This is a genomic window from Pseudomonadota bacterium (genome assembly GCA_036141575.1).
Taxonomy (GTDB): domain Bacteria; phylum Pseudomonadota; class Alphaproteobacteria; order UBA2136; family JAPKEQ01; genus JAPKEQ01.
The window spans coordinates 52,209-75,800 of sequence record JAYZXF010000001.1 but is presented as its reverse complement, the minus strand read 5'-3'; the positions used below and the strand labels follow the sequence as shown (position 1 = coordinate 75,800).

The window sequence follows — 23,592 nt, the reverse complement described above, 5'->3', positions numbered from 1 at the left end:
TTTATATATTCCTTAAAGAGAGTTATGGCGATGATATTTTCTTTTTGAACGGCATAGAGTAGAAGCTCTACTTAAGCCGAATTAAACAGGAAAAAGCACGCCATAAGGCCTTTAAGCTGCGGAGACCTTCATAGGGCCAACATAACACGTCGGCGCATTTGTCGCTCCACGAATCTTCAAGTCGTCGGCTTGCGTCAGGTTCTTGTACATATCTGTCAAGTGCCCGGCAATTGTCACGCCTTTAATCGGGCGATCAATTTTACCGTCCTTAATCAGGAAGCCCTGTGCACCACACGAGTAGTCACCCGTCATGATATTTGCACCGGCGCCCATCAGGCCTGTCACAAGAAAACCTTCTTCAACATTCAGAAGATCATCACGTGTCATAAAGCCATTTGACAGTGTCAAGTTACTGGTTCCGCTGGCATAGCCGTTAGACGGCAGTCCAAGTTTATTACCTGAACCAATTGCCAGCATCCACTCATTGAGAACACCTTGTGTCACAAGTTCACGCTTCTGCATCGCCACACCTTGGCTATCGCAGTAACGAGACCCTGCCCCACGCATCACCAGCGGATCATCCGTAATGGTAATGTTTGGGTTGAAGATTTCAGTGTTCAAAGCATCTTTCAGGAACGTTGACTTGCTAAAGACAGCGTCACCGTTAATGCCAGAAATGAGAGACATCACCAAAACCGTCGCCATCCTGTCATCAAAGAAGACAGGCATTTCACGCGGATTTTGAATCGGTGCTGCACCAAGCATAGACAACGAACGTTTCACAGCTTCATCAACAATAGATTCAGCAGAATCCAAGTCAGAAGCATGACGCTTGCTATCACCATAGTAGGCCATAAAGGTGTCATCGCCTGCACCAACCATTGCCGAAGCAGTTAGGCTGGTAAAGGTGCCTTCACCACGTACAAGCAACCCGTTTGAGTTGGCTGTGTATGTCTCACCATAGCTTGTTGACGCATAGCAAGTGGCTTTCGTAACGCCTTTAACAGCTTCTGCACGCAGAGACATCTGTTCAGCTTGCGCTTTCAGTGCTGCTGCATCCATCTGCGGTTGATTGTCAACCTTATCCAGGTCAACAGGCGTTGCCCACTGCGACGCCTCAGAAAGGCCAGCATAAGGGTTTTCTGCTGTATGGTCAGCCATAGCAACTGCGCGTTCCGCAAGGCGTTTCAGGCCAGCAGGTGTCAGGTCTACACCTTCCACACTTGCAAGCTTTTTACCTTTAAACACTGTCAGAGAAATGCCCTGTTCACGTGGGGCTTCAAAGCTTTTCAGCTCAGATCCTTCCACTTCAACCTCAGTGCTTTCAGAACGGCTTACATGGCAAATCGCATCTGTTGCCCCTGCTTTCTTGGCAAGGTCAATCATCTGCTGAGCAATTTGATCATAAGAGAGTGTCATTGTCTTTATCCTTTCTCTTACGCTGCACCGCCAACCGCAACACCGCCCATCAGGCGAAGCGTCGGTTGACCAAGGTTAACAGGGAGGCTTTGGCCTTGCTTACCGCACATGCCGACACCGGCATCGTACTCAAGGTCATTACCAATCATGTCCATATGCATCAACGCTTCATAAGGGTTACCAATCAAGGTTCCACCTTTCAGAGGCGTTGTCAGCTTGCCGTTTTCAATCAGCATTGCAAATTTTGCATTAAACACAAACTGGCCTGTCGCACTTTGTACACTGCCCCCAGAAAAGTCCGTGATATAAATCCCGTTCTTTGTCTGAGAGATAATGTCTTCAGGCGACATGTCTCCATTCTGCATGAAGGTATTACGCATACGCGGCAATACAGGATGGCGGAAGCTTTCACGGCGACCACTACCCGTAGACTTTGTACCAAGCTTACGTGCGCTGATGCGGTCATGCATCAAACCAACAAGTTTGCCATCCTCAATGAGAGTAGTGACTTCGGTTGGTGTGCCCTCATCATCAAAGTTGAGTGCGCCACGTGCATCTTGATCATGCCCACTATCCACAATGGTGACACCGTCAGACGCAACTTTTTGACCCATTTTGTTATGGAAGTTAGACGTCTTTTCAGCGTTGGCATCGCCTTCAAGCGGGTGACCAATAGCTTCGTGCAACAAAACACCAGCCCAGCCATTACCAAGAACCACTGGCATTTCACCAGAGGGGCAAGGCTCAGCTTTCAGCATTTTGATAGCAGCAGAGAGCGCAACGCCCACATGATGCTTCCAATTGGCTTCCGTTGTAATATCTGCATAAGTGGTACGACCACCAATCGCAGAGCTCCCAGCTTCAGTTCGGCCATCTTCTTCCACCTGAACGGTGATACGAAGTTGAACCTGCGGACGAATATCATCCGCCATAAAGCCATCAGGGCGCACAATCAGCACTTTGCTATAGCTTCCAATCAAAGCCACGTTGACACGGCGTACACGAGGGTCTTGAGACCTTGCGTAGGCATCAATTTGCTCAAGCAGAGCAAATTTGTCTTCATAGCTCATTTCGGTCAGCGGGTTAGCGCTTCCGTAAAAAGCTTGCGCTGTGCTTTGAGGTGCAGGAAACAGCGTGTTCGGCGAAACGCCAAATACAGCACGCAAGTTTGATCCAGCATCTTTTACAGCATTTGCTGTAAAATCCGTTGCAAACTGATAACCAAAGTTACCATCTACAACACGACGCAGACCAAAACCACCATCCTCGCTATAAGAAGAGCTAGTTTGAACGTCCAGCTCAGCGCTTCCAGGTTTGGGTTGAGACGAACGACTTACAACTTCATCCCAAATATCTTCACAGTAAAGTTCACCGTCATCGGCACCTTTGAGGCTATCGGCAACAAGGTTTGTCGCAGACGCAGCACTCAGGCCAAAGCGGTCCAGAAAGTCTTGTGTGACTGACATGGTTTGCTCCATTCTTCAGTTAAAGGTAGAGTATAACAGATTATTGAACCCTATCAATGTATACAACCAACAGAATTGTCGCAAGATTTTTTTTAATATATATGGATAAAAAAAGCATGAGCATTCAAACATTTTTAGAAGACCTCAACACAGGAAACCTGAAAGGTTATACAGATGCAGAACTTCAGCAGTATGAAGAAGAGCTCACTGCCCTCACCTTAAAAAGCTATGATGACTTTGCAGAAAGCTATCTTAAAACCGTCCACACAGAAGACCTCACCTTGATTAAATATCAAGAAATGGAAATTTTTGCCGCAAGACTTCCCAAAAATTCTCACATTCTTATCCTTGCAGCAGGAAGCGGTGATGAAATCACCTTCTTTAAAGAAAAGGGCTTTACGGTAGAAGCGATAGAACCTTCTGCTGCCTTTGCACAGCACCTAAAAGGGCACCAAGTGACGCATGGTACATTAACAGACCTTTCTGCTTTCAATGACAGCTCTTTTGATGCAGCATTTTGTCACGCAGGCATTTTACACCTGCCAGACGTTAAAGGGCATAACATTGGCGCAGAAAAAGCCTTCTCAGAAGTAAGCCGTACTCTTAAGTCTAAAGGGTACCTCTTCCAACACGTGCGTGCAGGCAGCGGTGCGTACATCCAAAAGGAAACTGGCCGTTTCTTCCAACTTTATTCAGAAGACAGGCTTAAGGAACTCGGTGAAAGCCATGGCCTTAAGACCGTACTTGCTTCACACATCTACAAAGCCCCTCTTCCAGAGAGTTTTAAAGAATGGATTAGTATGACTTATCAAAAAGTGTAGTTGCTGGCGCGAGCTTATTAAGAATATAAACCGCAAAAAACTCTGAGGCCTCATACCCCTTAGATTTTTGCAACTGTTCAGATTTAGACTGTGCAATATAAAACGCAAGCTCCCTTACTGAAAGCTCTTGGCGCATCACCTTATTAAAAGCCTCAAGCATACCTTCTGCTTGCTCTTCTAGCGGTAATTTTTCAAATTTTTTGTATAATTCCTGCAAGCTTTGAGACGTGCTTTCAGGGCTTGTTATTATTGCATTTTTTTCCATGCCGGAAGTGTAACAGAAATTTTATTAAAAAAAGTGAAAAAGAGTACTTGACCTACCCCTAAAAATTCTCTATTTTTCGTGAACGTAAGCGAGGGCTCATAGCTCAGTTGGTTAGAGCACTGTGTTGATAACGCAGGGGTCGGAAGTTCAAGTCTTCCTGAGCCCACCATCGTTTAATACGAAAATAGAATATGGGGCCTTAGCTCAGCTGGGAGAGCGCCTGCTTTGCACGCAGGAGGTCAGCGGTTCGATCCCGCTAGGCTCCACCATTTTCAAACAGATTCAACACCCTTATGGGTGTTTTTTTGTTTTTGCCGTCCCATCCCCGCAAACACGGGCGTTTTTAATATACTCAAATCTTCATATGAGGTCAGCAGCTCCGTATCATCTGTGTGATTGAGCTAGATGACTTATCACATAATACTCTTAGAGGTCAAAAAAGTGATACTGTAAAGAATAAAGCATGTAAACAAGCTGGCCTATGTCTAATTAGATACCAATCTAAACCTCATCAGAGCTATTACGAATCTGATAAAATCAAAACATATATTTTAGAGGCACTGACTACCTTTAAAAAACAAAGCAGTTAACTTAAGGCGTCCTAAAACGGTATCGCTATTTTAAGCAGCGCGCTTTGTTGCGTCACATTATCTGAAATTTGAGCACCGTAATCAATACGTACAACCGTATCATCAGAATTTAACAGTTCAGCACCTACATTAATATCAAGGTAGTCCTCATACACTGGCGTACTTGTTGTAAACTTAGTACCTGCTGGCGCCCCTTGAAAACGTGCGTTCAGCGTTGTATTTCTATCTGTCAGGTAATGTACATAACCAACTTTAGCATACGGACGAACAACTGCGCATTCATCGTTACAGTAGCGGCTGGTTTTAATTTCACCACCCACATCAAATCCTGCACGTACATTTACAGACACATCACTGTTTGAATCAGCATCAATGCCTAGTACACCTGCCCCATTTTCACTAAATGAAGACGAATGAGAGTACGTTACATTCGTTCCAACCGTTGGGCGAATAAACCAACTATCGTGGTCAAACGTATGTGCAATATCTGTTTCAACAGATACAAAGTGCGTATCAAAGTCTGATTCAGCATTAACAGTACCCCCACCGCCAAGATCAATCACACGTAAAGCATCGTGCTTATTATAACCAGCAGCAAGCGTACCTGTAATCAAGGTATCGCCAATATCGCGCTTCACAATACCACCGACTTGCACACCTGTGCTCTCTTGAGAGGCTGTCGCTCCAACAGATTTAGAACTACCTTTTTCAAGAGAAAGACCTGCACCAAAGTGTAAACCGGGCTTCACTTCAACCTGAGCACCAGCAGCAATATCATGACTGCGCGACTTATACCCTTGTGCTGAAGCCGTTAGGTTTCTATCTGTGTAGCGGGCACCAAGGGCATACCATACACACTCTCCTTCGCGGACAAATTTGTTAGCGCCTGTACGTTGGTGACAACTACGCAGCCTTTGGTTAAATACACCAGAAGACAGAATGTTCGTTGCCTTAGCTGTTGTTTGTGGCTCTGGAGAAAGCTGCTCCATAAAGGCTGCAACTTCTTCACCTGTTTGCATCCCTGCAATCAAGCCAACCACTTGCTGAAACTCTGGGTTAGGGTTAGATAAAATTGTATTAAAGTATTCACCAATCGCTCTCTGATTCCCTGTTGCAGTTGGGGCATCAGGTGTAAAATCAACAGACGTCTCTAAAGAGAGGTCTTGACCATTTGCAAGGAGGTTATACCCAACCACAGCTGTGTTTGGCGCTTGCAGTGTAATACCACTATCAACAAGCCCGCCTGTCGCCTCAATTAATGATGTCACATGTGTTCCTGATCGTATTTGTTCAGGGTTTAAAACATTTAATACAAGAGTACCATCTGTTGTTGCTGAACCTGTCGCTTGAATGAGGTCACTAGAAAGCGTGCCGCTATCAAAGTCTACATTCATAGTACCTGCGGAAGCTTGGCTAAAATGTCCATTTAAGACTGTGGTTTGCAGCAGCCCCACATCACCAACTGTTAACATGCCTGCATTATTAAAAGTTTGAGACAGCGCTATACCACCAAGGTTTAAGTTCGTACCAGAAAAGACAATACCTACTGTATTGTTGAGCCTATTTGCGCCAGTGCCAAGGTCAATATTACCAATAAGAGTACCTTGGTTCTCAATTACGTCATCTCCGCCTGTACCTGCAACAGAAAGCCCTGTAAGGCCTGAAGCGTTTTGGATCACCCCTTGGTTTGTTAGGTTATTATTTCTACCTTCAGTAAACTGCACCGCTGCGTCTGTACCGTTACCACTTGCAATAGATCCACCTCTTATAGAAATATCAATATCACACGCTATGCTACAGCCATCCTTTGTGTTGGCCACAATAGCGTGAGAGCCTTGCCCAAGCACAGAAATTGTTCCTGTGTAATCAATCGTCACTTCACCTGATGGCGCGCCCGCTCCATCCATAGATTGGGCATAGATACCATGTGCATTATCACCCAGTGTTGTAATGTCACCTGTATGTGTAATAAGGATATCTCCACCCTGCCCTACAGCTCCTGTTGATCCTGCAAAGCCTGGTCCGTTACCGATGCTACCTGCGACACCGCCACCACCACCAACACTTTGTGCAAAAATACCAAATGCGCTATCGCCACGGGTTGTGATGCGACCTGAACTATCAATTGTAATATTGCCGCCATTACCGCCAGCACCGCCACTGCGTCCAAGAGCAAGGCCTGTTGTACCATCATCTGTTACACCGCGGTCAACATTGCCTGCAAGGCCTCCACCGCCACCAATGCTTTGCACAAACATACCGTGTGCAGCAATACCAAATGTATCAATGCTTCCATTGTTCGTAATAGAAATATCACCACCATGGCCAGAGCTACCGCCAGCACCACCGACACCTACAGAACCTGTTTCACCAGATTCGCTTAGGCCACCAGTACCGCCGCCACCACCAATGCTTTGCACAAGCAGGCCAAAAGCGCCATCACCGCGGGTCACAACAGAGCCTGAGTTACGAATTGTCACCGCTTTACCATGTCCGCTTGCACCACCACTGCCACCAACAGTAACGGATAAATCCTTCGTATCAATAGCCAGCTGGGGCTCCTGATCAGGTGTACTCACTGTTGGGTTAAAGCCAAATCCTGATAGCCCTGCAAAAGATGGCCCATCAGGTAAATCAATCATAGCAGCCAGAGTTGGTCTGGCATGAGCAGCGTCACCACCGTTACCGCCACCGCCACCAATGCTTTGTGCAAAAATGGCATGGCTATCCGCACCAGATGTTTCAATTGTGCCAGAATTATCAACTGTAATGATACCGCCATCACCACTCGCGCCACCACTACCACCAATACTCAGCACACGTGATTTACTCTGCGTGCCATCACGTGCGCTTGAAGATGAGTTTGAAACCATTGTAAAGGCGTTCGCGTTCCCACCAGAGCCACCACCGCCACCAATGGCTTGTAGCAAAAGACCGTATGAACCGGCACCAAATGTTTGAATTGTGTCCGTATTATTGACAGTAATATTGCCAGCATGGTTCCCTGTACCGCCAGAACCACCAAGTGCTACTGATACAGCAACATTACGGTTTGGCTCGCTAGCTGAACTTGTACGTGTCGCAGCAAAGCTGCTACCACCATTACCACCGCCACCACCAACGCTTTGGGCATAAACTGCATGTGCACTATTACCGCGTGTAATAAGTCCACCACTTAAAACAAGATCTACATTAGAAGCCGTATTACCACTTCCACCAGAACCACCAATCACAGCGTTATAATTACTATTGTTTCCGCCTTGACCGAGTGAAACGGCACCACTAATACCGCCGTTACCACCACCGCCACCAATACTTTGAGCGAGAATACCATAAGAACGGTTACCTCTTGTCTCAACAAGACCAGTCTGTGTAATACTTACTGCACCAGCAGCACCTCCAGATCCACCTGATCCGCCAAGAGTAAGGCCAAACTGGTTAGAACCTGAACCTGTCATTCCAGCGCTAAGAGACATACCGCCATTACCACCACCACCGCCAATGCTTTGCGCTAAAATACCAATTGCGTCAGCATCTTCAGTTAAAATTTGAGCGGTATTAGTAATATTCACAGCGCGGGCAATACCACCTGTTCCACCATTTCCACCAAGGCCTACATTAAACTGTTTACCTGAACTTCTAAAGGCAAGGTTCCCAGCAATAACGCTACCGCCATTACCACCGCCACCGCCAATGCTTTGTGCCAAAATACCGTTACTGTATCTAGCAAGCGTGCGCAGGTTTGCCGTATTATTAATGGTTACGTCTTGTCCGTACCCACCAGAGCCTCCTGCTCCACCAAGCGTAACACGTGCAGAACTTCCATTAGAGCCTGGTGTTAAGCCCAAGCTATAACCAAAACCAGCATTACCACCGCCGCCGCCAATGCTCTGCGCCATAATTGCGTTAGCACCCCAGCCTCTCGTAAGCACAGTGCCTGCTGATGACACCTGAATAGCACCACTATGTCCACCAGAACCTCCAGAGCCACCTACTGTTAAACCAAACTCACTTCCGTTTCTAAGAGTGCCACCAAGGCTGCCAGCAAAACCAGCATTACCACCACCACCACCGATACTTTGAGCCAAAAGACCATGAGAGGATGTACCAGATGTTTGAAGAGAGCCTGAGAATGTAAGGGCTGTTGTTGCGGCATGACCACCTGTTCCACCGCCACCGCCAAGTGCAACATTTACACTATGTCCGTTAATAGCTGCTGCCCCAGAAAGTGCAAAGCCGCCATTACCACCACCGCCAGCAATACTTTGTGCAAGCAAGCCATAAGCATCATGACCTTCAGTCATCACTGTGCCACCAGCTGAAAGGTTTACAATATTGGAGTTACCTCCACTACCGCCACCGCCACCGATACTGGCATTAAGAGCACTAGAACCTGCGACATTACCAGCAAGGCTGAAAGCTCCATTACCGCCACCACCACCAACACTTTGGGCGACAAGCCCAATGGCACCATGTCCTTGCGTCCTCAAGAAACCTGATTGATTAACTGTGACAACTCCAGAACTTTTACCAGAACCACCATTACCACCAAGGCTAAGCGTACCTGTATAACCTTTACCACCAGAGAAACCGAGGTTAAAGCCACCATTACCGCCACCACCACCAATACTTTGAGCAAGTAGCCCGTGTGCGTGTTTACCAGAAGTTCTCACATCACTGTTTAATGCGTTAAGTGTCACGTTTGCACCAATACCACCAGAAGCTCCACTTCCACCAATACCTGCGTTAACACTATTTCCTACACTAAAGCCTGCACTTGCATTAAAGGCGCCGTTACCACCGCCTCCACCAACGCTTTGAGCAATCATGCCAAGAGAGCGATCACCTTGTGTATGCACAAGACCTGAGTTCGCTGTCACGATAACTTGACCACCATTACCACCAGAGGAGCCTGATCCACCAAGGCCTAGGTTGCCTGCAAATTTTGATGATGCTGAACCGTTAACACTAAAGCCACCATTACCACCGCCTCCACCAATACTCTGCGCTACAATACCGTGTGCGTCATGGCCATGTGTATAAATAGAACCTGTATGTGTAACACCAACCAGTGCACCATTACCGCCAGAAGCACCATCACCACCAACAGACATGCCTGCACTATACGTACCAGCTCCAGCACCACTCACGCTAAAGCCTCCATTACCGCCACCGCCACCAACACTTTGTGCCACAAGACCGTTTGAACGATTACCGCGTGTTGTGATGCTTCCATGGTTTGTTGCATGGACTTGATTTGCATGGTTCCCTGAACCACCATTTCCACCAACACTTAGAGTCGCGGCACCTGTTCCAGCCCCTGCTGCTCCAATAGCAAAACCACCATTACCACCACCACCAGCTACACTTTGCGCTAGCACGCCATGTGCTGTTGTGCCGTGTGTCAGTAATCCGCCGCTGTTATAAGCTGTGACAACGCCAGCATAACCTCCGGCCCCACCTGCGCCACCAACCGCACCTGTAAAGCTATATCCACCAGAGAAGCTTGCCCCAAGGGCAAAACCACCATTACCGCCACCGCCACCAATACTTTGTGAAATCAGTGCATGGCTATTGTCACCATGTGTCGTCACATTACCGTAATTGTTGAGGGTCACATTATTCGCGTTTCCACCCGCACCAGCAGAACCACCCATTGAAAAAGAGCCAGAAGCTTTTGTCGAGAAAGAACCACTCAAACTAAAGCCCCCATTACCACCGCCACCACCAATACTTTGGGCAACAACCCCAGAAGAGTTTGCCTGACGTGTTGTCGCGTGACTAAAAGAATTTAAACTCACTGTGCCACCATGACCAGCAATACCACCGCGCCCACCAAGAGCCACAGAACCTGAAAAGCCAGAAGAACCAGAAAAGGCACCAGCAAAACCGCCGTTACCACCACCACCACCTATACTTTGAGCTAGTACTGCTGACGAATTTGTTCCATAAATTTCGAGTGTAGATCGCGACCGAACATTCACGTTACCACCATGACCACCAGAGCCGCCAGAACCGCCCATAGCAAAAGCAAAAGAGCCGACAGGTGCAGCACCAAATGAAGCAGCTGAACCACCATTACCGCCACCACCACCAATACTTTGGGCGTGGAAGCCATGTGAACGGTCTCCATATGTTTGCACAGTGACTGCGTTATTACCAAATGTATCGCCATCAAATAGGTTTACATGACCGCCGTGGCCACCGCCACCGCCAGAGCCACCAACATTAAGTGTAAATGAGTTTGCACCTACGGCATTACCGCCGTGACCACCACCACCACCGATACTTTGAGCAAGAATAGCCGATGACAGGTTACCTGCAGTAAAGAGGGTCGCATCATTATTCACAGTCACAGTTCCGGCATGACCACCGCCACCACCGGAGCCACCTACGCCCATGTATGCTGAAGCAGATGAACCGCCATTACCACCACCACCACCAATACTTTGTGCAAAAATAGCAGAAGACAAAAGCCCACTTGTTTGAATGTAACGGTCATTATCAACAGTCACTGTGCCACCATTACTGGTTGCTGCACCTGAGCCACCAACAGCACTAAAGCCGCCAGAATCACCACCGTCACCGCCACCACCACCAATAGACTGGGCGTAAATACCGTGAGAACGAGAACCATATGTAATTGTATAAAGGTTGAGTGCTGTATTATTGCGGTTATAAACACCAACGCCACCGCCATGACCACCGGCATTACCAGCGCCACCAAAACCGACAGCACCAAAACCGCCACCGCCAGAGCCACCGCCACCGCCAATGCTTTGTGCAAGGATAGCATGACTATGAGAACCACGCGTGACCATATTACCGTCATTATTATTAATCACGACAGTGCCACCGTTACCTGCACTGTTTCCGCTCCCACCGTAGCCAATAAAACCAAATGAGCCGCCTCCTCCGCCGCCAAAACCACCGATGCTTTGCCCTACAATGGCTGATGAGAAGTTTGCTTTGGTTTCAATATAGCCATAATTATTAATATAAGCCGTGCCACCATGGCTGGTACCACCACCATTACCACCACCATTCCAAAACAACCCATTACCACCAGTCCCACCGATACCACCAATACTTTGGCCAATAATACCGTGCGAACCAATGTTGTGCGTAATAATATTACCGCGACTACTAATTGTGACATAGCCGCCAGCGCCACCTTGCCCGCCAGCGCCTCCGCTACCGCCAAGGCCACCATTACCGCCATTACCACCATCACCACCACGGCTTGCTGAGTAAATACCATGTGAATGAGCGCCGTATGTATAAATATTAGAGCGGCTATCTACCCAAATTTGTCCACCACGACCACCAGGGCTACCACTTGCACCGCCGCCAAAAGCGTCATCATCACCACCAGGACCATGCCCGCCACCACTGTATGAATAGATACCATGCGCACCTGTACCGCTCGTTGAAATATCAAATGTACGCCCACCATTAGTATAAGTATGCACGACGTGACCGCTTGCATTTCCCCCGCCACTACTCTGGCGCTCATAGGCAAGGTTTAAAAAGTATGACCCCCATGAACCGACCTCAATACCATGCGCACCATTACCATGTGTAGCAATAGTATTGCCAGCACCGAATAAAGACGGTGTCAGAGCAACATCTAAGGCACGCGTATCATTACGGAAAGACGTAAAGTTAATAGCACGTACACCAACTCTGCCAGCTGAAGGATTAATATTTTCTGTTAAGTTAAAAACATTGAGACGAGAATCTGGAATCAGAGCATTGACTGGCATAAGAGGTGTAAGGCCTCCGCCTGTATAGCCAGAAGGAAAATTGACGCCACCTTGTATATCATCTGTACAATCAAATTGAGCGGCGCTCGGGAACGGGTTTCCTGGATGAACAGGAATACTTGTACGGGTACATTGTGCATAAGATTCGGCAGGGTTAAATAGGCCAATCATGGCGCCCAATAAGACGTATTTAGCTATACACTTGAAATTCAAGGCATCATCCTTTGTGTACTGTTTGGCCTGTTATAAGAGAACTCTTATATAAAAACAAGAGTTTGCTGAAAAAAGAAATGATTTACGTTATCAAGCTTAAATACATAATAAAGTTTATTCCCTGTTATGAGTTAATGGAAAATCGTGCTAAAGCCCCCTGAGATCAAGCCATAACTATCTTTATTTATCAAAAATAAAGCAATATCCCTGTAAATTTATATACTTTGCCTGTTTAATAATAAGTAACAGGGATTTTTATCTTACAGCTGCCTTTTATAGGCTCATTATTCACACCACCATTTTCAAACAGATTCAACACCCTTATGGGTGTTTTTTTGTTTTTGCCGTCCCATTCCCGCAAATACGGGTATTTTTAATATACTCTAGTCTCCATATGAGGTCAGCAGATCAGGGAATTGGGAGAATTATCAGCATCACTGCACTTTTGCTGTAAACAGAAAAAATGCCGTACCTTAATCTTAGATACGGCATTTAGCTTTAGCTTTTCCTTTCTTTAACAAGTTATGACACTGATGCGCCGTTTTTAATGTATGAATTCATTGCTCATGCTTATGAGAAGCATATACCGTAGGGATCATATTCTGCCCGATCCCAAGTACCAATTTCCCACTAACTTTCTGAGGGTAAATACGAACAGAACATATTGCTCCATCCCTACTCATTTCAAAAGGCTCAAACTCAACAGTTTCCTCATTAAAGGAAAGATCCTGCTCAAGGTATTTATCTATTAGAGCTTGTTTTTCATCTTCATGAAAGGTGATGTTCAACTTATCTTTAAGCACCCCCTGCCATGAGCGAGAAAAAGCCCCTGCAAATGCGGGGGCTTTTTTATTCTCCATGGGCACATGTACATTTCGTAACATTAGCCTCTTAATTTACCTCTTCCCTCCCCATAATTTATAGAGAGTTGGAAGCACAAACAGGGTCAAAACTGTGCTTGAGATAATACCTCCAATCACCACTGTCGCGAGGGGCCTCTGCACCTCTGCACCGGTGCCTGTATTAAGCGCCATAGGAACAAAACCTAGACTGGCCACAAGAGCTGTCATCAGTACAGGTCTAAGTCTTGTACGAGCTCCCTCTCTAATCGCATCCTGCAGAGGTTTGCCTGAAAGGTATAGATCTTTAATAAAAGAGACCATCACCACACCATTCAAGACGGCAACACCAGAGAGAGCAATAAACCCAACCCCCGCAGAAATAGAGAATGGAATATCTCTTAGCCACAGTGCTGCCACACCACCCGTGAGAGCGAGTGGAATACCTGTATAAACAAGAAGCGCATCACGCACAGATCCAAGTGCTATAAACAGTAGTGTAAAGATGAGGATCAGAGCAACAGGCACAACAATCATAAGTCGATTCTTTGCAGAAATAAGCTGTTCAAAAGTTCCACCATAATCGAGCCAATACCCTGCTGGAAGCTTAACTTGCTCATCTATAGTTTTTTGAACCTCACTTACAAAGCCACCCAAATCACGACCACGAACATTTGCAGTCACATAAATGCGTCGCTTGCTATTTTCTCGACTAATTTGATTAGGCCCATACTCAGTGTTGATATCAGCCACCTCACGAAGAGGAACATAATTCGGCTCTGCGCTTTGATCCATCAAAGGGACTGGTAAGTACTCAAGCGAAGCAACGTCTGTACGTAACACTTCAGGAAGTCGAACAACCAAGCTAAAGCGTTGATCACCTAAATACACAGTACCAGTCTCTTTGCCACCTATAGCGATCGCCACAACGTTCTGTACATCAGCAATACTTAAACCATAACGCTCAAGAGCTTGCCTATTAGGCTCAATACTCAAGACAGGCAGACCTGTTGATTGCTCAACACGAACATCTGCCGCCCCGTCAATCGTTTTAAGCACAGTCGCAATCTCTTGAGCAGATGCAGCCAGTTGCTCAAGATCATCACCATACACCTTTACTGCAAGATCACTCCTCACACCAGAAATCAGCTCATTAAAGCGCATCTGTATGGGTTGCGTGAACTCATAGTTATTCCCAGGTAAAGCACGTAGAGCTTTCTCCATCTCATCAACAAGCTCTGCTTTTGATTTATTTGGATCAGGCCATTTTTTACGATCTTTCAAAATCACAAACGTATCGGCTACGTTAGGCGGCATAGGATCTGTTGCAACTTCAGGCGTTCCCACCTTACTAAAGACACGTTCAACCTCTTTAAAGCCAGTAATAACCTCCTCAACCTTCAACTGCATATCAACAGACTGCCTCAAGCTTGTACCAGGTATGCGAAGAGCATGCGTCGCAATATCTCCCTCATCCAACTGAGGCACAAACTCAGCCCCAAGGCGACCTGAAAGGAGCACGCTCAACACAAGTAAAAATAAAGCCCCTCCAATCATTGTACGAGGTTTATTGAGGCTCCAATCTAAAGCCGAGGCATAACGTTTATTACACCAACTCATGAGGCGCCCCTCTTTCTCCTCAACCTTACCTGTCACAAATAATGCAACAGCCGCAGGCACGAAAGTAAGAGAAAGAACAAGGGCGGATAGCAAAGCCATAATCACTGTTGCTGCCATAGGGTGGAACATCTTTCCTTCCACGCCCGTAAGTGCAAAAATTGGCACATACACAATAGTAATGATGAGGACACCAAACAGGCTTGGACGAATAACCTCAGCAGTTGCTGAAGCCGCCAAGTTAAAGCGCTCATCTCTCGTCATTAATCGACCGAGCTTACGTTGCTCTATTCCAAAGCGGCGCAAACAGTTCTCAATAATGATCACAGCTCCATCTACAATGAGACCAAAGTCTAGTGCCCCAAGGCTCATCAGGTTTCCTGATACCTTGTTTTGCACCATACCTGTAACCGTCATAAGCATCGCAATAGGAATCACAGATGCAGTAATCAGTGCCGCACGCATGTTACCAAGCAGAAGGAACAAGATAGCAATCACTAATAGCGCCCCCTCAGTCAGGTTTTTAGAAACCGTTTTAATGGTTTTCTCTACTAATGTTGTGCGGTTATAAACAACTGAAGCCTTCACCCCTTCAGGTAAGCTAGAATTGATACGTTCAAGCTTAGCCGCAACACGTTCTGATACGTCACGGCTATTTTCACCCATGAGCATCATCACAGTACCGAGCACAACTTCCTTACCGTTTTGAGTTGCAGCCCCTGTTCTAAGAGGTGCTCCTAATGTAAGTTCAGCCACATCACGCATACGAATGGCAAGCTCATCTCTTTTAGCAATTGTTATGCTACCGATATCTTCAAGAGATTTAACCTGACCAGGAACACGCACCAGATACTGCTCACCGCTCTTTTCAATATACCCTGCACCTACGTTATCATTGTTATGTTCCAATGCTTCAATGACATCTCTAAACGTAAGGTTATAAGCAAGCAAACGATCAGGATAAGGTCTCACATGAAACTCTTTTTCATAACCGCCACTGGTATTGACTTCTGTGACACCTTTAACAGTGCGTAGCTGAGGTAATATCGTCCAGTTCTGGATCGTTAAAAGATCCATTGGCGTATAAGCATTCCCATCTTCTGTTACAGCTCCTTGCTTTGCCTCTACTGTGTACATAAAGATTTCACTCAGCCCCGTAGCAAGAGGCCCCATCTCAGGCTCAAGCCCTTCTGGGATTTCTTCACGCACTTGCTGTAAACGCTCCGCAATTAACTGGCGTGCAAAGTAGATATCCGTCCCTTCCTCAAATACCACTGTCACCTGCGACAATCCGTAAGCAGAAAGTGATCGGGTATAATCAAGCTTAGGGAGCCCTGCAATAGCCGTTTCTATAGGAAATGTAATACGTTGCTCCACCTCAAGCGGTGAATATCCCGCCGCTCCAGTATTAATTTGTACCTGCACATTGGTAATATCAGGCACCGCATCAATTGGTAGCTTGGTAAAGTTGTACGCTCCAAGCAAAGAGAGAGCGAGTACAACAACAAGCACAAGCCACCTCTGCTTAATGGAGAATAGAATTGTTTTCTCTAACATCATCCTTCTCCTTAGTGCGCGTGTTCAGCAGATTCTTTTCCGATATCTGCCTTCACAATAAAACTACCTTCAGAAACATAATGTTCCCCCGCTTCTACACCCGAAAGAATTTCAACACCCAAAGGCCCAGATAATCCTGTTTCAACCGTTCGAGCCTCATAAGCTCCATCATGCTGAACAAAGATGACTTGCCTGCCTTCAAGAGTTTGAAGAGCTGACGGCTTAACCACTACATTCACCAATTTTTCCTGTGTGATAACACGGCCAGAAATCGTCATACCAGGCCTCCATATCCCCTCTTTGTTATCAATAACAGCAACAGCAATCACCGTTTGGCTCAACTTATCAGCAGTTGGGAGCATTAAATCAATTTTTGCAGGAGCTTTTTTATGATTACCCACAATGGCCACCTCAACAGGAAGCCCTTCATGGATGCGATCTAGATCCTTAGGAAAAACATGAAACTCAGCCCATACATTTGAAAGGTCAGCAATTTGGAAGAGTGCACCATCATCTGTCAAATCTCCTGCACTGGTATTACGCTCAAGAACCACACCATCAATTGGAGAGACCACATTATAGATATTTAAACTTTCATTACTCTCCACACGTGCAAGTAACTGGCCTTTTTTAACAGCCTCTCCCCACTTTACATGCACAGATTTCACAAGCCCTTCAAAACGGCCACGTACATGCACAGTCGTATCACGGTTCAGCATAATGCGCCCCGTTAGAGTTAACGTTTCTGCAACCATTCCAGTAGAAGCTGTTTCTAGCTTAATGCCTGCAGACTTTGCCATGTCATCATCTATTATTGTTTTGTCTTCATCATGCTCATCGTGACCATCTCCTGACTCCTCAGCATGGTCATCGTGATCATCATGTTCTTCTACCATATATGAAGCTTCCGTTTCATGCTCATGACCATGGTCATCATGATCTTCTGCTGCAAATGCGACAGAAGAAAGAAGCAATAAGTTTAATGCCATCAGGGCAACTGTTTTATGAATTATGTTCATTTGAATTTTCCTTAAACTCTGAAATATTTGTCTCTGAAAGGCCACCAGTAAGGGCAAGCACACGTGCACGAGCCATATGCGTTCTCAAGAGTGAGATATGATACTGCGCTCGTGCATCAAAAAGCGTGCGCTGTGCATCTAGCACTTCTAGATAAGGGAAACGACCTTTTTCATAACCTTCTCTGGCAAGCTTAAAAGCATCCTCTGCTGAAGGAATAATACGCATTTTTAAACGCTTCACTTCTTGTACACCTTGTTGCCAAAGCTGCCAGTTTTGCCAAAGATCTTGGTTTAGATTTAAGCGTGTTTCTGCGAGATTTTGCTTTGTACGCTCAACCTCCCCTTTCGCCTGTCTAATACGTCCCTTGTTTCTATTAAAAATTGGTACAGAGAAAGAAATCCCTGCGACAAAAGCCTGATCGCCAGTTTCACGAATATCCTTCATACCAAGCTTAAATGTTGGATTTGGAATATTTTGAGCCTTCTCAAAACGTAGCATCTCAGTGCTGGCTTTTTCTAAATGACGATACCCACTTAACCATGGAGAGTTTTCTAGCTGACCCTCATAAAGTGGAAAAGCCTCAGGTGAAGGAACATCATAAAACGCATCTTTATCCAAAGAACCTTCTAAAAACTTTGACTGCCAATAACGAGAAAGCTCTCCACGTTTAATACTTGCTTCACGCTCAGCTTCCTGACGCTTCAGCTGCGCTGTAGCAAAGGCAACTTCTGCTTTCTTTTTTTGAATTTCAGGTACACGTGCTGCTTTTACACGCTTAGTTACATCTTTCAAAACCGCCTCTGCAAGGCTTTCTTGCTCCTTTGATAAAGCAAGCTCTCTCTCAGAAGAAACCGCCTGCATATAAGCGACAGTCACCCTCTGTTCTAGAGCAAGCTTTGAAGCCTCATACTCTTCCTGAGCAGCTTTAAAGTTGGCATGAGCAGAGCGTTTTTTGGCTCCTCTTTTACCACCAATCTCAATACCTTGAGAAATAGCAAAGGTGTACTCCGCACCACTTGTGCCGCTTAGGGCACCTGTGCCCCCAAAGTTTTCAATTTCAAAATCAAACTCAGGGTTTTGAAATGCTGAGACCTCTTCCGCCTCACCCATTATAATTTGAAGTTTAGCTTTTGCAGAAAGGAGCTCTGGCGCATTTTGTTCTGCAAGCTTAAACGCCTGTGACAGAGTAATAGATTTTATATCCTCTGCCTGTGCTGTAGCTATACCTAACGATAGGCATAAGCCCAGCATATATAAATTTTTAAACATAATTTTCCCTTAAATAACTTAACAATGCATAGGTAGAAGCCTTCAAAAAACGACCTCTAATATGTGGTGTTAAGCAATTTTAGGAGGAGGAGTATCTAAAAGACGTGCAACACCGCCTGCACGATCTGCATATATGAGCTTATCTAGAGATTTATCAATTTTAGGATCAAACTTGAACTGACCAAGAGCAGAAACAAGGTGTACATGACAATGATGGCAACCATGTGCAACCGCCTCACAGTCACCGCCATCTTCATGCTGGTGCGCATCACTCACGGTCTTTTCAACATGTGAGTGTTCACCTGCAAACTCAGCAACCTCTTCCGCCATAGCAAAAGCTCCTTGTAAAACAAAGAGTGTCGCGATAAGTATGGCAAAACATTTATTCATATGTATTCAGGTACAACCTTACTTCAATTTATATATTTAGTGTGACCTTTTCCTATATTGAAGTCAACTGAGAACTTATGAGCAATTTCACAAGCGACAAAAATAACAATACATCTCACGATATGAGGGTTATGTTTACAGCTTTATCACAGAATTTAAAAAATAGATGACACTTAAAAGGATGACCCAGGCTGTTTTAAAAACTCAACTTCTTCAGGTGTACTTTGGCGGCCTAGAATGTCATTTCTATGTGGGAAGCGGCCAAACTTTTCAACAATATCCTTATGAGCTATAGCAAATTTTAAATTTAACTCAAGGCCAGCCTCTCTAAAGAGCTGAATGCCTTGATTTTGCATATCCAAGTCTTCACTATGCATAAATGGCATGTAGAGATACGTCTTATGCTCATTCAGCATAGTTTTATCCCAGCCTTTCTGAATCACCTCTAAAGCAATATTCAAAGCATGTGTATCTGTATCAAAAGCTTTTGGTGTATCCCTAAACATATTACGTGGGAATTGATCAAACAGAATCACCAGAGCAAGCGCTCCCTCCGCCGACTCTTTCCAACTCTCTAGCTCGCCTGCTACACCTTGTTCATACACAGAAAGGAACTTCTCTGTAATTTCATCATCAAACGCTTTATTTTTTACAAAATGGAGCGGCTTCACTCGCTCTGAATACCAAAACTCTAAAATATCTTTCACAACATAACCCCTCCACATTCATGGATATTCTGACACACTTCATTCCTCTTAAACTATTCTTTTTTCATATTATTCAGGAAAAACATTAATGTCTGTTATCATAAGGTATTGGTAAAAAAAGGGGAATGCTATGAATAGTTGGCTTAAAATTTTAGGGTGTGCAGCACTTTCAGCAGCACTTATGCTTAATCATGCTGCTAATACACAAACAGCAAGAACAGGCGAAGGCCTGTCTAGGCAAATGACATCCATTAAAAATCAAATGGAATCTTTTAGAAATCATGTAGACGGTGAAATATCAACCATTACGGGACAGTTAAACAGTGTAACAAGCACTGTAAATAGCCTACAAAGTACCGTAAATGAAATGTCTACAGATGTTAACCGTGTTAAGAGATGTGCAAACCTCAATAAAATTTATGCCCCCAACCACGATAACGCTGATAATAATGGATGTCGTCCAGACAATAGAATTCAGTGTAAAAATGTAGGATGGAGCAATAAAAATGGTAAAAAAGGTCTAGAACTACCTAGCCAAGGTGGAGAACGATACATGATACACGCAGACTCTGCATCTGTAACCCAAAGATGCAGAGAAAGAGGCTATGATTATGGGTTCACAAAAAAAGTATTTACTCACAAAGAGTGGTGTCGTTACTCTAATGCGAATGTAAAAGCTTATACAGGATCATCAAACCGCACGGGCGCACATACAGATGTATCAGCGTGGCGCGATGTGAGCTGTGGTAACCCTGTGTCAGAAGCCAAGTGCTGTAAACAAATTAATGATTAAATAAAGTCTCTAAAGAAGCCCTCACTAAAGAGGGCTTCTTTATTTAAAGAGGTTCGCCCCAAAGGCTTCCTGAATTCATATATCCATTAGCATACGATACGCCCCCTGCTCTATCTTCTTTAAGCCACCAAGGGCCATCTAAATCAATATACTCGACAAATTGAGACAGTAAGAATGCAGGCTGAATAGAAAGCGAGCTACTTACCATGCAGCCAACCATGGTTTGAAGCGGTTGTTTTCTGGTCTTATTAATATCCTGAATAGTTTGAAGCATGTCCATACCATGCGTTAGGCCACCAGATTTATCTAGTTTAATATTCATGACGTCATAGATATCCTGTTTCGCAATAATATCCTCAGCTGTATGAATACTTTCATCCCCACAGAGAAGCACACCTTTTGTATCCAGACCCTTAAGGTCAGAGTCTTGTTTAGACGGTAAAGGCTGCTCAATCATATGAACACTACCTTCAGGAAGCTTCGAAAGAAAATCTTTAAAGGTTTCAATATTAAACCCTTCATTTGCATCCACAACAAGCTTTGCATCTGGGCGAACTGTATGAATGGCCTGAATGCGCTCACTATCAATACTGTCACCGCCCAGTTTAATCTTAATCACTTGTCCTTTAGGGATTTTAAGGCTCTCTTTAGCCATTGTTTTAGGTGTATCGAGCCCAACTGTTTGCATAGTTGGTAAAGCAGGTGCAGTGCCACCCTCATTTAAAAAAATATCCCAAACAGATGTTTTCTTCTGTTTGGCTTCTAAATCCCAGAGAGCACTATCAACAGCAAAGCGTGCCGCGCCTGCAGGAAGAAGATTCATAAGCTCTCGACGGCTCACTCCTGCCTCAATGCTGCCAGAAACGTTCTCTATTTGCTTTGTAACAGATTCAGGGGTTTCATCATATCTTGCATAAGGTCGACACTCTCCCCAGCCTTTCAGGCCTGATTCATCTTCAATTTCAACAACAATCACCTCTACCGCACTCACACGAGAGCGAGAAATTCCAAATGGAGTATGGAGTGGGAGGCTTTCTTTTCTGATATTTAGCTTATTCATGACAACAAGCATACAGAGATACAAATGAAAAAGCCACCCAAAGGGTGGCTTTTGAATAGACAAGAACAAATTTGTGAGACCCAGTCAGTAATCCTTAGAAAGGAGGTGATCCAGGCGCACCTTCCGGTACGCCTACCTTGTTATGACTTCGTCCCAGTCGCGAGTTCTTCCGTGGATGGCTGCCCCCCGAAGGTTAGCTCACCAGCTTCAGGAAAACCCCACTCCCATGACGTGACAGGCGGTGTGTACAAGACCCGGGAACGTATTCACCGTGGCATGCTGATCCACGATTACTAGTGATTCCAACTTCATGGAGTCGAGTTGCAGACTCCAATCCGAACTGAGAATTGTTTTAGGGATTTGCTCCACGTCGCCGTATTGCGTCCCTCTGTACAATCCATTGTAGCACGTCTGTAGCCCTAGCCGTAAGGGCCATGATGACTTGACGTCATCCTCACCTTCCTCCTGGTTATCCCAGGCAGTTCCCTTAGAGTGCCCAACTTAATGATGGCAACTAAGGGTGAGGGTTGCGCTCGTTGCCGGACTTAACCGAACATCTCACGACACGAGCTGACGACAGCCATGCAACACCTGTGTTGTATCCAGCCGAACTGACCGCTATACTTCTATAGCGTACGATACACATGTCAAGGCTAGGTAAGGTTCTTCGCGTTGCTTCGAATTAAACAACATGCTCCACCACTTGTGCGGGTCCCCGTCAATTCCTTTGAGTTTTAACCTTGCGGCCGTACTCCCCAGGCGGAGTGCTTAACGCGTTAGCTTACACCACCGAGATCTGAGATCCCGACAGTTAGCACTCATCGTTTACGGCGTGGACTACCAGGGTATCTAATCCTGTTTGCTCCCCACGCTTTCGACTCTCAGCGTCAGTATATGGCCAGTAAGTCGCCTTCGCCTCTGGTGTTCCTTCCAATATCTACGAATTTCACCTCTACACTGGAAATTCCACTTACCTCTCCATAACTCTAGTGATGCAGTTCCAAATGCAATTCCCAGGTTAAGCCCGGGGATTTCACATCTGGCTTGCAAGACCGCCTACAGTCGCTTTACGCCCAGTAAATCCGAATAACGTTCGCCCCCTCCGTATTACCGCGGCTGCTGGCACGGAGTTAGCCGGGACTTTTTCTTTAGGTACCGTCATTATCTTCCCTAATAAAAGAGCTTTACAGTCCGAAAACCGTCATCACTCACGCGGCATCGCTGCGTCAGGCTTTCGCCCATTGCGCAAGATTCCCTACTGCTGCCTCCCGTAGGAGTCTGGGCCGTGTCTCAGTCCCAGTGTGGCTGATCATCCTCTCAAACCAGCTACTGATCGTCGCCTTGGTAAGCTTTTACCTTACCAACTAGCTAATCAGACATGGGCTCATCGAAAAGCGCAAAAGCTTTCCCAATGTGGATTATGCGGTATTAGCTACTGTTTCCAATAGTTGTTCCCCACTTCTCGGTAGATTCCCATGTATTACTCACCCGTCCGCCACTCGATCCGAAGATCGCGTTCGACTTGCATGTATTAGGCGTGCCGCCAACGTTCATTCTGAGCCAGGATCAAACTCTCATATTGATGTCTAGCGCTTGCTAGATATATGAGCCGACCGACTGAACGATCTTCGCATATAGTAATGCGTGATCTGGCACCGTCAATGATTTACTCAAAAGTTAGATTTTTACATCTAACGGGTATATCAATTTGCTGTGCCCAGTCGATCCATAACGTAATTGTTAAGAGATACCGTCCAGGCCTCACAAATTGTTCTTGTCATATTCAATTTTCAATTAGCT

General features: G+C 45.6%; 13 protein-coding genes, 2 tRNA genes and 1 rRNA gene. 4 read left to right on the top strand and 12 right to left on the bottom strand.

The window, feature by feature from the left end; genetic code table 11:
• Positions 1–111: 111 nt before the first annotated feature.
• Both VX730_00310 and VX730_00305 read right to left on the bottom strand, forming a co-directional pair.
• Positions 112–1,419: a TldD/PmbA family protein gene (locus VX730_00310; GenBank protein MEC9290824.1), complete on the bottom strand. Its 1,308-nt coding sequence runs from the start codon at positions 1,417–1,419 to the stop codon at positions 112–114.
• A gap of 17 nt (positions 1,420–1,436) precedes the next feature.
• The gene (locus VX730_00305; GenBank protein ID MEC9290823.1) at positions 1,437–2,885 is read right to left on the bottom strand and encodes a metallopeptidase TldD-related protein; all 1,449 of its coding nucleotides are present in this window, start codon (positions 2,883–2,885) and stop codon (positions 1,437–1,439) included.
• Positions 2,886–3,001: 116 nt separating this feature from the next.
• On the opposite strand from VX730_00305, the gene VX730_00300 reads away from it, so the two are divergent.
• Positions 3,002–3,706, top strand: a complete 705-nt coding sequence (locus tag VX730_00300; GenBank protein MEC9290822.1) for a class I SAM-dependent methyltransferase — start codon at positions 3,002–3,004, stop codon at positions 3,704–3,706.
• Here VX730_00300 and VX730_00295 read toward each other — a convergent pair.
• On the bottom strand, positions 3,681–3,971 hold the full coding sequence (locus tag VX730_00295; protein MEC9290821.1) for a hypothetical protein: 291 nt from the start codon (positions 3,969–3,971) through the stop codon (positions 3,681–3,683). The genes VX730_00300 and VX730_00295 overlap by 26 nt on opposite strands.
• A 92-nt stretch (positions 3,972–4,063) precedes the next feature.
• On the opposite strand from VX730_00295, the gene VX730_00290 reads away from it, so the two are divergent.
• Both VX730_00290 and VX730_00285 read left to right on the top strand, forming a co-directional pair.
• Positions 4,064–4,140 (top strand) — tRNA-Ile (locus tag VX730_00290).
• A 24-nt stretch (positions 4,141–4,164) separates the two neighbouring features.
• Positions 4,165–4,240: transfer RNA gene (locus VX730_00285), tRNA-Ala, on the top strand.
• 332 nt (positions 4,241–4,572) lie between these two features.
• Here the strand turns inward: VX730_00285 and VX730_00280 are convergent.
• From VX730_00280 to VX730_00250, 7 genes are all read right to left on the bottom strand, one after another.
• Positions 4,573–12,507, bottom strand: coding sequence for a hypothetical protein (locus VX730_00280; GenBank protein ID MEC9290820.1), 7,935 nt, complete (start codon positions 12,505–12,507; stop codon positions 4,573–4,575).
• Between the two features lie 590 nt (positions 12,508–13,097).
• Complete coding sequence (locus VX730_00275; protein MEC9290819.1) at positions 13,098–13,400, bottom strand: hypothetical protein; 303 nt, start codon at positions 13,398–13,400, stop codon at positions 13,098–13,100.
• Positions 13,401–13,436: 36 nt separating this feature from the next.
• Entirely contained in the window at positions 13,437–16,553 is a 3,117-nt protein-coding gene (locus VX730_00270) for a CusA/CzcA family heavy metal efflux RND transporter (protein MEC9290818.1), read from the bottom strand.
• Positions 16,554–16,564: 11 nt separating this feature from the next.
• On the bottom strand, positions 16,565–17,572 hold the full coding sequence (locus VX730_00265; protein MEC9290817.1) for an efflux RND transporter periplasmic adaptor subunit: 1,008 nt from the start codon (positions 17,570–17,572) through the stop codon (positions 16,565–16,567).
• Positions 17,556–18,824 (bottom strand): TolC family protein, encoded by a 1,269-nt coding sequence (locus VX730_00260; protein ID MEC9290816.1) that lies wholly within the window; start codon positions 18,822–18,824, stop codon positions 17,556–17,558. Before VX730_00260 ends, VX730_00265 begins: the two co-directional genes overlap by 17 nt.
• Positions 18,825–18,911: 87 nt before the next feature.
• Complete coding sequence (locus tag VX730_00255; protein MEC9290815.1) at positions 18,912–19,172, bottom strand: hypothetical protein; 261 nt, start codon at positions 19,170–19,172, stop codon at positions 18,912–18,914.
• 233 nt (positions 19,173–19,405) lie between these two features.
• A complete protein-coding gene (locus VX730_00250; protein MEC9290814.1) occupies positions 19,406–19,939 on the bottom strand; it encodes a DUF924 family protein in 534 nt (177 codons plus the stop codon).
• 130 nt (positions 19,940–20,069) lie between these two features.
• Here VX730_00250 and VX730_00245 point away from each other — a divergent pair, with 130 nt between their 5' ends.
• Complete coding sequence (locus tag VX730_00245; protein ID MEC9290813.1) at positions 20,070–20,732, top strand: hypothetical protein; 663 nt, start codon at positions 20,070–20,072, stop codon at positions 20,730–20,732.
• 43 nt (positions 20,733–20,775) lie between these two features.
• Here VX730_00245 and VX730_00240 read toward each other — a convergent pair whose 3' ends face one another.
• A complete protein-coding gene (locus VX730_00240; GenBank protein ID MEC9290812.1) occupies positions 20,776–21,792 on the bottom strand; it encodes a dipeptide epimerase in 1,017 nt (338 codons plus the stop codon).
• Between the two features lie 98 nt (positions 21,793–21,890).
• Positions 21,891–23,374 (bottom strand): 16S ribosomal RNA (locus VX730_00235).
• Positions 23,375–23,592: the final 218 nt, after the last annotated feature.